Annotated in this window: 6 protein-coding genes; 2 read left to right on the top strand and 4 right to left on the bottom strand. The window is 31.5% G+C overall.

From position 1 onward, the window contains the following. Window positions 1-151 precede the first annotated feature (151 nt). Both BFL01S_RS16765 and BFL01S_RS16770 read left to right on the top strand, forming a co-directional pair. Window positions 152-1,435, top strand: coding sequence for a GIY-YIG nuclease family protein (locus BFL01S_RS16765; protein WP_061786383.1), 1,284 nt, complete (start codon window positions 152-154; stop codon window positions 1,433-1,435). Between the two features lie 116 nt (window positions 1,436-1,551). Next, window positions 1,552-3,708: a type IA DNA topoisomerase gene (locus BFL01S_RS16770; protein ID WP_061786384.1), complete on the top strand. Its 2,157-nt coding sequence runs from the start codon at window positions 1,552-1,554 to the stop codon at window positions 3,706-3,708. Between the two features lie 92 nt (window positions 3,709-3,800). On the opposite strand, the gene BFL01S_RS16775 is transcribed toward BFL01S_RS16770, so the two are convergent. From BFL01S_RS16775 to BFL01S_RS20820, 4 genes are all read right to left on the bottom strand, one after another. Further along, window positions 3,801-4,511, bottom strand: coding sequence for a hypothetical protein (locus BFL01S_RS16775; protein ID WP_083686609.1), 711 nt, complete (start codon window positions 4,509-4,511; stop codon window positions 3,801-3,803). After that, window positions 4,492-6,141 (bottom strand): hypothetical protein, encoded by a 1,650-nt coding sequence (locus BFL01S_RS16780; protein ID WP_061786386.1) that lies wholly within the window; start codon window positions 6,139-6,141, stop codon window positions 4,492-4,494. The genes BFL01S_RS16775 and BFL01S_RS16780 overlap by 20 nt, the downstream gene beginning before the upstream one ends. 19 nt (window positions 6,142-6,160) lie before the next feature. Beyond that, the gene (locus BFL01S_RS16785) at window positions 6,161-9,655 is read right to left on the bottom strand and encodes a helix-turn-helix domain-containing protein (protein WP_061786387.1); all 3,495 of its coding nucleotides are present in this window, start codon (window positions 9,653-9,655) and stop codon (window positions 6,161-6,163) included. A gap of 4 nt (window positions 9,656-9,659) precedes the next feature. Next, window positions 9,660-10,823, bottom strand: a 1,164-nt coding sequence (locus BFL01S_RS20820) for a site-specific integrase (RefSeq protein WP_082802771.1), incomplete at its 5' end; no start/stop codon positions are given.

Raw genomic sequence — 10,823 nt, forward strand, 5'->3', positions numbered from 1 at the left:
ACTATTCCAAATGCTTGTTCAATGTCCAAGAAACCACTCTCCTAAAAGTCTATAAGACTATTCTTAAAGAGCAGTAAGTTTTCTTCTACAGACTATAGTCTGCAAGCTTGTTTTTTTATAAAATATTCTTAAATAGAAGGGGGTTAGGAGAGTGCACATATATAGAAAAGTTAAAGAAACAATTAATTATTTTCATGAGAGGTATTTCAGTGAGGAGGGAGCCAAAGAGTTAATTAATACTAGAGATGAACTGAGTAAGGTCCAAGAGGAAAATAACAAATTGCAAAAATATGCCCATGATATAACGAAAAAGTATGAAGCTGTAAATGAAAAGCTATCTATATATGAAACAGAGAAACAAAAATCTCTTGAACAAGTATATAAACTTCAAGAGCAAAACAATCACTTACGTTATTTACAGAGCTCATACCTTGAAAAAATTAATAATCAAGCTAAAGATTTATCAAGATTAACTGTCCTTACTGAATATTACAGTACAAGTAGGTATGATTTTAAATATGACCATAGAAAACATATATTGACCATTGTTGAGAAGGTTCTTTTACTAATTAAAAAACTTCTTGTTATGGGAAATCTAAAAGTTAGAAGAGTAAAGGTCATCTATGAAATTAAGGAACAGTTAGCTCAGTATGAGAGTTGCTTTTATAAGAATAATTTTAAGTTGGATACAGATGCAAGGCTGATTTTAGAAAAGCTTGGTGTTTACCTTGAAAGGTGGCAAAACTTTTATGAAGGCTATAAATGGAATGCAAGACCTGTCGAAGTTAGAGATGTAGCCTACATTGAAGAGCTTTTGCAAGAATTGCGTTATCTTAGCCTATATAAGCGTTTTGAGAAGTATAATGAAAAGATCGTAGAAGTTAATGCTCTTTATCAAATCTTAAAGAATAAAAGACAACTTCAAAGTAATTATTCAGCGAAGAGATTTAACAGCGAAATGAAAATATTAGCTAAACAACCATATATTAATTTAGAGAGGTACATCATTAATCGAGTATTTCCAGGTGAAATATATACAGTTCTTAAAGCATTCAATCAGATTGAATATGATTTTAAAATGCTAAAAACCTACGGTATGTATCACTTATTCTACGTGTATGGAAATGATAATAGTCATGCAATTAAAGTAGGAGTTACAAAACAAAGTTTAGCAAATAGATATATGAAGGCTGAAGAAAGTTATAAGGATCACTTTCCTGCACACGTGCTTCAAGAAATAAAAGTTATAAAGAGCCTAAATGCTCTTAATTTAGAATCCTACGTAAAAAGAAAATTTAAACAACAACGTCATCCACTTTTTAATTCTACAGAATGGTTTCTACTTACAAAATCTGAATTGAGGTATTTCACAGATGATGAATATAAAAAAGATGCTGATTTTATGAAGATACTCAATTATAAATTAGATGTTTAACTACCTCACCTAGAGTACTTTTCTACCCATTTATATTGCTATATGCTTTTGTATGATAAAATAATAAAACTGAGTAAGTTTATTTTGGAAATTTTAAACGTAAGGTGATTAATTAAATGAAGTTAATTATTGCAGAAAAACCATCTGTCTCAAAGAATATTGCAGATGCACTAAAGATAAAAGGCCGACAAGACGGCTACTTTGAGGGAAATGGCTACATTGTTACATGGGCATTCGGACATTTACTTCAATTATATGATGCAAAAGATTATGACGATAAGATGTCCATATGGAAAATGGAAAACTTCCCATTTATTCCGCAAGCTTTTAAGTATAAAGTGAAAAGTAATCCTTGTGATAGAGAAAAGCCTGATACAGGTGCTAAAAAACAACTTAAAATTATCCAAAGCTTGATGAGGAGACCTGATGTTGATGGAATTATCTCGGCTTGTGACTATGATCGTGAAGGTCAAGTCATAGGAGATAGTATTATCTATAATCTGAAGACCGATAAAACTGTTTATAGACTTTTATTAAACGAATGGACACCGGCTGAGGTTATGAATGGGTTGGAAAATATTAAGTTGAATACAGAATTAAGACCTTTACAGGATGCTGGCGTTAGCCGTCAATGGGCTGACTGGGTTATTGGAATTAATCTGACATCCGTGGCTACTCTTAAATACCAAAAAGGTAAAGGGAAAGCTCTGAACATTGGGCGAGTTTTATTACCAACTTTAAAAATTATTTATGATCGAGATAAAGAAATTGAAAAATTTGTTCCAGAGAACTATTACAAACTTCAAGCAACCTTTAAAACGAAAAAAGAACAAGAGTATGAAGGAACGTATATTGAAGGTAAAGAAGAGAAGTTTAAAAGTAAAGAAACCTTAGAAGAGATTCAGCAAAAACTAATTGATAAATCAGGAATTGTAAGCGATAAGCAGGTACAAAAAAAGAAGGAATACCCGCCATTTTTATTCAATCTATCCAACTTACAAGGATATATTACGAATAAATACAAAGGTTGGACCTCTGATAAAGTGTTAAAAGTAGCGCAATCTCTGTATGAGAAAAAATTCATCACATATCCACGTACGGCCAGCGTAGCTCTGGAAGAAAGTTTAGTAGGTAAGACGGCAAAGGTTCTAGAAACGCTAACAGAGGATTTACCATACAAATACGAAGTGAAGTTTGTTAAATCAAAAAGAATTTTTGATAACTCTAAAGTAGAGAGCCATAGTGCAATTGTACCTACTTATTTGAAACCTAAAAAGTTATCAACTGATGAAGAACAAGTTTATCAAGCCATTAAAAATAGATTCATTATGCAATTTATGCCTGTAGCTGAGTATGAGGAAACAAGAATTGAAACGAAAATTACTGGTGCGGATTTAAAAGGGTTATTTATCTCTAAAGGAAAAGTTCAGCTCGTAGAAGGGTGGAAGAAAGTAGAGAAAGTTCAATCTAAGGATACGATTCTGCCTCTTGTACACGTTAATGATGACGTAGATTTAGTAAAGCATGAAATCACTACACACGTGACAAAGCCACCGAAGCAGCATACAGAAAGAACGCTGCTTCGAGTTATGGAGACATGTGGAAAGAACTACGATGGAGAAGGTACGGATGAAGAAAGCCTAAACGCGATTTTAAGTGGATTTAGTATCGGTACACCTGCAACAAGAGCTGAAACGATAAAAAAATTAAAAGATGTTGGTTATATAACAACACAGAATAAGAATTTACTTTGTACGGAGCTTGGAAGAAAGCTGATAGAAACCTTCCCAATCAAAGATTTATTTAATCTCGAATTTACAGGTCGTCTTGAGAAATCGTTGAATGATATTGAGAAAAGAAACTTTACAAAAGATGAGTTCTTACAGTTGATTTTTGATTTTACTACAAAGGCAGTAGAAACAATCAAAAATGAGAAAGAAGTTACAATTAACGAAGTAGCTTCTCAGCGTAAATCGAACGAAATAATAGGCAAATGCCCGGTTTGTGGTCATGCTGTAATTGAGGGGCAAAAAGGGTTTGGCTGTAGCAATTGGAAAAATGGCTGCAAGTTTGTTATTTGGAAAAATGATAAGTTCCTAGCCACAATGAAAAAAAAGCCTACTAAGACTATGGTAAAGGCATTATTGAAAAATGGTATTGCTCCTGTAAAAGGCTTAACGAGCAAAAAAGGGAATAAATTTGATGCGAACTTAAGGTATGAGAAGAATGCTGATAATGAGTATTTTAGTTGGAAAATGGAGTTTGATAAATAGTATTTTTTATAACATATATAGGGAAAGAGAATAAAGAAGAACGAAATAACAATATAAGCAGCCTAATTTTACGAGAATAGGCTGCTTATATTTTAAATATCAAACTTACTTATAAGACTTTTCATATTTTTTTCTTTTTTTGATTGGAGCTTCATTTCTTCTTTTTCTATAATATTTTTATTTGAAATGTTAGGAAAGTGAGAAGATAAGTCTTTTAAATCTGCATTCTTGTCTTCATCTTTATTAAAATTAAGTAAATTGTCTTTGATGTTTAACTTATGGACTTCTGAACGATTTTCATCTTGTAAGTGAGAGAACATACTAGAAATTGTAATTGTATTGTAGAGCTGTTCGTAATGTTCAGCTTTCTTTTTTTGTTGAGTTATTTCAGCTTTCAATTCTTTAATTTCCGTAAAAGCTTTTTTATATTGTTCTTCCTTTTCTCTATATTTTTTTAATTCATTGTAGAGCTCATAAATTAGAACTTCTACATTGAGTAACTCATTCTTTAAAAGACTCTTATTATTACCGTATTTCTTAAATATTAAATCAAAATTAGGTAATGTAACCTCATTGTCTTTGGTGGTACTTATATTCGATAGCACTGGTTGGTTTAATTCAGCAATAAAACACTTCATTCTGCGACTCCAAGTATTTCTCCCCACGCCCGTTTCTTTTTGCAAAAACGAAGGGGTTAAAAGTCTACTTTGATTGTTATATTTCACTTCGATTGCTAATTCTTTTAGTTGCTCGTCTGTCCATTCTTGCGGTTTTCCGCGTTTATTATTCATCGCGTTTTTCACCAGAAAAGTTCACCTCCATAAGTTTAGCATCTATAGTTGCTTTCATATCCATATAACTTAATAAGTTTCTTGAAGTAGATTTTAATGAATCATTAGTTGTATTTCTTAAAAAATCTGCAATAGTGCTGGATAGGCCTTTCATTAATTCGATAGATTCTTTGATTCTCGTTTCCAATATCTCTGAAGTATTAGCTAACCATTCTATAGCTTCTTGATTTTCATCTACAGAAGGATTAAATCTATAATTAGGACAAAATTTACAATCTTCAATGCAAGTACCAGGAAAAACATCTTTTTGTTCTGTACAGTCTCCATATTGTACTCTACCTACGATATTTTTTATATTGTGATGTATTTTAGCCTTGCCTCTATCATATATGTATCTTCTCCACCCAATTATTCCATCACCTAGGTTATTTCTTATTTTGTTTTCTACCTTTTTTTGGGCTAAACGATATACATAAGATTGAGAAAAATGTTCTGCATGCGAAAAATAACTATGTTGACTTTTTAAATCTTCTTGTCCTGCCATCCTAGCAATAGAAAGCATGTTAAACCCTTGTAAACACATATTGATTATTGCGAAATGTCTTGTGTCTCCTGATCTTATTCGTTCAATGTTATATTGACCATAAATGTTTTCTACTACCTCTTCGTAAAATTTCTTCTTTAAATAATCAAAATCTCGTCTATTCATACGCTTATTTTTTTTCTTTGCCTTATTTTTATTAAACATTGTTAATAATTCAGAAGAAAAAAGGAAAGGACCATTTATTCCTAATAACTCAATTTTTTTGATAGATTCATATAAAAAACTATAGGTTTTCTTGTCAATCTCGATTAGATCATAATGTACAACAAAACCAGGAGAGTTTGATTTATTCTTTATCCTAGGCACTGAGATTTTGTAAGGAGATAACTGACTATCAGTAAATTTCAAACAATCAATTCTTAACAACAAAAACTCTGATGGTCTTATAGGCAATATATTAGTAAGTAACCACCATAACATAATTGGCAAAAACTTCATGGTATCGTCAGACGGATATTTTCTAAAATAATCGTTAACAATATCGTCAAAAATCATAATATCTTCAAATACAGGTAGTTCTCTAGAAGTAGATTTGTACGAAGGCATTTTGTGGCATATAGTTATAATCTCTTCGTAATTTTCTATCTTATAAAATGATAGAAAACTGGTAACAGCTGTAGCAGTGGAATATCCTCTATATGAGTATTTGTTAGTTTGAATCTCTAGTATAGCTTCAAAAGCTCTTGAATTTCCAAATCCATCTGTTTCGATAATTGTTTTTTTTAGTATTGCCAATTCGTTATATACAGTTAGGGGAGACCTACCAGAAATTAATCTAAGTATGATATAAGCTTTCAGCGCTGTGTTGAGCTTGGAATGTATTTCTACATCAAAAGTTAGAATAATAGGGTAATCTAATAATTCGTCTGGAACGTTCCAGTGTACATCCTCATATTGACCGAGAACAAAGCCTCCTTCTACTAATTGGTGAAACATTTGTTTATATTCATCTAACCTAAAGGTTTCCCATTCTACATTTTTTTTCTTCTCAATCGCTGTATTTTTATTACTGGAGCCTATTTTCATTCTTAATTCCATTACTTATTACTCCTTTAACTTATTCAATTGGAAGTTTATGTGCTAAGTTCTCAATCTTTGTCCAAGTTTCGTTTATTTGAATAAAACTACTTACCATCTCATCCCCGAAAGCAAGGCGTGCTTCTTTCCAAATAAGTAAAGCGTGTAATAGAAATTTAGTATCTTTTTTTATTAGCAACGGGTTTGATTGGGAGTCAATATTTTTAATTAATCTATCTAATTCCTCCTTAAGTTGAATCAGGAGGAGGTTTTGTGGGATTACATACTCACATGAATGGCAGCTAGCAAGCTTAGGATATTTACAATTAGGATAAATTAGACATTGAGCATGTTCACTCTTGGATGGAAAGTCTCCTTTAGCCAAATTTATAAGAATATCTTTGATATCATTATGTGAATAATTTAATAGCTGTGAAATAACTGAACGTCTTTTTTGATAAATGTCTCGTAAATAACTTTTCATACTAGTAGATTTGTTATTCAGAGGAACCAGGTGTTGATAGCTTTCTATAAACTTAGCCAAGTTTTCTAAGGAAAATGGAGCAACTTCTTGCCTTGCGCTTTCAATCAATTTAGTACGTTCTTCCAAATCATGATTTATCGCATTATATTGTGAAACGTATAAAATAATATAATTGTAGAGCCATCCAAAGTGTCCTCTTCTAAAAAGGTTATGTGAGACACGATTTATAGAGCCATCTTTGTTAGTGGTCTGTATATAAATTGCTGTTGTTTCGGCTTTTGTATGTGATCTAGCTGTTTGTGTGAGATGTAAAGACAATTCACTATCATATTTATCGTCTTCAGTTATTGAATAAAAAAGGTAAGTTGCTACAGATCTATTTAATTTTTGACTTCCAAACTGGAAATTTTCCTCACCTGTTAATTGATTAAAAAATTTTTTATGTCTGTCCTTGCCTTCGGTTCTTATAGAATTGTATGAACCTTGAAAAAAGGTACCTAACAGTGAATCAGCAGATTCATCCTTTCGATGCAATTCACTAATTATTAAAGAAGTGGCTAAAGCATGAACTAGGTCAGGTGCTACAACAAATGTTAAAAAACTTTTCGTTTTACTAGAGCGTTTGTTTTTGAAATGGATATATAATTGATTTATGATAGACTGACTCTGAAGATCAGATAGAGTGTTTGTTTTAAACCAATTAATGTTTTTAATATTTAATCCCTGTAAATGGATATTTGGAGTATTTAAAATTAAATCTTGCCCTCTAATAAAGTCGGTAAGTAGGAGGGTTACATACGCCCACATATTAGCGTAATATCTATCCTTTACTGCCATTGCAGTGTGAATTTCTATCTTCCGAACGTATTTATATAGCTTATGAAACAATGAGGGTGCATAAATGTCTTTGGAATCAGTTTTTTCTTTTCTCTCTTTTAACAGAACGATTTCTTCATCAGGAGTAATATCTTTAATGCTATGAGTGTATTTAAGAAATCTAATAAATATTTTTTTCTGTTCTTGAACAAGGGGAGAATTTGTATCTAAAAATGAATTTATTTCTTCAGGTGTTAATAGGTATAGTTCTTTCTTTATTTCCAGAATTATTTGTTGATAAAAGCGTTTAAATAAATTAATTCTATCTTTTATATAAGCTGGTGAACCCGAGATATTATTAGTTTGTATTAAACAATAATCAAGAAATAACTGTTTGGTTTCCACAAATATTGTGTTTTGGCTTTCTATAAAATCTTTTAATTCTTGAAATCCTACTTCTCCAGAATAAGCTATTTTCATTTTAGACTTCTTTTTTTGCTGTTCAAAGTCTTCTATATCTTTGAGAGGAATATGCCACCGCCCATTTATCTTAAGAGCATTAGGAAATTTCTTTTTTGTAATTAAAAGGGTTATTGCTCCTGGATTACAATACTTTAAACGTATATTTGCTTCTTTTGTGCTTAAATAGCCAGAGGGTACCTTTAAAGAGTTTTTATAATTCTCAATATTCTTAGACGGAATCCACCACTTACCAGACGTTTTAAAAGCATTAGGTAGGTGTTTTTCTTCAATCATTCTTCTTATTTTAGATTTTGTCTTATAGCCCAGTTCTTCTAGGGTTTGAGAAATATCTAGACAGTTCTTTTTTTCGGCTTTTCTAGGAGTATACCGTTCTTTCCTTATAGGCACATTCTTTTTTTTATTATCTAGGTATGAGGAAATATCCTTAGACGGAATCCACCACTTACCAGACGTTTTAAAAGCATTAGGTAACTTTTTTTTCTTAATAGCTAGTAGAACAGACGAATTTGTTTTAAATCCTAATTTCTTTGCGGATTCTTTTACATTAAAGCAATCAAATGGTCCAGGAGATTTTTTAAATGCTTCAATGTCGCTTCTAGGAATCCACCACTTTCTATGGATTTTAAAAGCATTTGGAAGCTTCTTTTGTTTAATTAAACTCACTACATAGGAGCTAGTTTTACATCCAATTTCTTTTTTTGTGTCTTCCATATTTAAACAATCATTGGGTTTAAGCGAGAGTTCGCATTTTTTAATATCTTCAATAGGAATACGCCATTTTTTATTCACCATTAAAGCGTTCGGAAATCTCTTTTCTTTTTTTAGTAAATTTAAAACAGAAGTATTTGAATTGTACCCGAGTCTCTTTGCAACTTCTTTTATGCTGTAATATTTGTCAGAAAAGTACTTATCATCTGTCCTAAATGCTTCAATATCGTTGATGGGGATTTTCCAATGTCCTTTTATAATAAAAGCATTAGGGAATTTATTTTTTTTTAGATAATACATAATATTCCCTCTAGACTTATATCCTAATTCCTTTGCGGCTTCTGTAAGGCTCATAAAATTTTCTTTAGTACCAATATTTTTTGAAGCTTTAAATGTTTTTATATCGCCTTGAGGAACCCACCATACATTGTTGACTTTGATAGCATTTGGCAGTTTCTTTTCTTGAATCAGTCTGAAAATTCCTGTGTATCCTAGTTCTTCAGCAGTTTCTCTGGTAGTAAGGTAACCTTCTGGACGAATAAAATCTTTAAAGGGTTCCAAGTCCTTAGGGGGAATACGCCATTTTCCTTTTAGTTTGAAAGCATTTGGAAAATGATTTTTGTGAATCATATCCGTAATGTATGCCGCAGATGTATTACCAACTTCTATAGCCACTTGCTTAACAGTCAAACACTGTAACTTCTTTTCATATAAAGATAAGTCATCTAAAGGAATACGCCATTTTCCATCAAACTTAAAGGCATTAGGAAAATCATCTATATTATTAAACAAACTATCCAGACTCTTATATCCCAGCCTTTCTGCAGCTTCCTTAGCACTTAAAAAGCTCTTATCATTTTTGGCTTTTTCATAAGTTTCAATATCTTCAATGGGAATCCACCATTTATTATTAGACTTAAAAGCATTAGGGAATTTTTTATCTTGAATCAACTTATGTATAGTACTAGTTGATCGTATTTTCAATCTTTGAGCAGTTTGTTTTACATCTAAACAACTATCTGCAACGTTAAACGAGTTTTCCAATTGGCTAATCTTCCTCCTTAATTAGTCTAGGTATATAATGTTGATGCATGTGAGACATTTTTTCTTCTATCTTTTTATGAATTCTTTCAGTGGAAACCATATATGTCAAAGAAGAGGTAATATCTGAATCACCTCGAAGGTGTGCTATTTCATAAGGGTTCTCCGCATCCTCAGCAATCATATTAGTGAAGGTTCCTCGTCCAATATGAGTTGACCACTTTTGGTATTTCAGGTGCTGGGCTAAAAGCTTTTGCTCGTTATCACCATGTTCTTCTAGAGTTTTAATAAAAGTGTCTTTTATTTTTTGAAAATACTGCCTGTAACTTCTTTGAGATAGCGCTTTTTTATCTCTGTTTACGAATAGTGCATCACTTTGGTCCAAAGGGATAAATAATCTTATGTGATCTTTAAATAGAATTTGTCCCCAATCACTTATTTGCATAACATGTTGAGTCCTTACTTTTTTCACTGAGGCATCTTCTTTTAAATCTGGGCGAAAGTTTTGCTTAGCTAATTTTAAAGTGAAATCTCCTGTTTGCATCCTCCTTGATACTTGTGTTCTTTTTAAATTTACAACCTCAGATATTCGGAGACCACCAAATATTTGAAAATATATTCCTAAAGCAATTGGCTTGGCTACTAATGTAGCTATTTCTAGAAAAAGAGGGATGTATTCATTGGGCAAAATATGTTCAATTTCTTTTGGCTTTTCATTTGGATATAAAGGGTGGAATGGTGATTCATAATAGGAAAAAAATTGTGCCTCTTTTTTCGTAAATAAGTCTTGTGAGATGTGATCTAAAACGTGGTGTTTTGTTAACCAATAATAAAATGATGTAAGAGTTCTTTCTGCACCTTTTACAGTTGTTCTGTTTACACCTTCTGAAGATAAACTATTAAGATACTGAGTACCATGAGAAAACTTTAAATCTCTTAATGTATTTACGTTTAAATTCTTTTTATTTAACAATAAATAATTTAGAAATTTAACAATGTTATTAGCATGCTTGCGTTGGGTATTAAATTCTCGACTCTTCCAATTGTCAAAGATGAATTGAGTAAGAGGATGAATAACATGAATATCTAAGTTGGTATCTTTAAGTATGATTGTTGCAAAATGTTTCTTTTGTACTCTACCGTCGTTGTAAAAAACGTAATCAATCCAGAT

It is taken from the genome of Priestia flexa NBRC 15715, assembly GCF_001591565.1.
GTDB lineage: Bacteria > Bacillota > Bacilli > Bacillales > Bacillaceae_H > Priestia > Priestia flexa.

Bases quoted from the DNA above. Each gene is read 5' to 3' on its own strand.
- BFL01S_RS16770 (WP_061786384.1), top strand. From the start codon at position 1,552: ATGAAGTTAATTATTGCAGAAAAACCATCTGTCTCAAAGAATATTGCA.
- BFL01S_RS16780 (WP_061786386.1), bottom strand. From the start codon at position 6,141: ATGGAATTAAGAATGAAAATAGGCTCCAGTAATAAAAATACAGCGATT.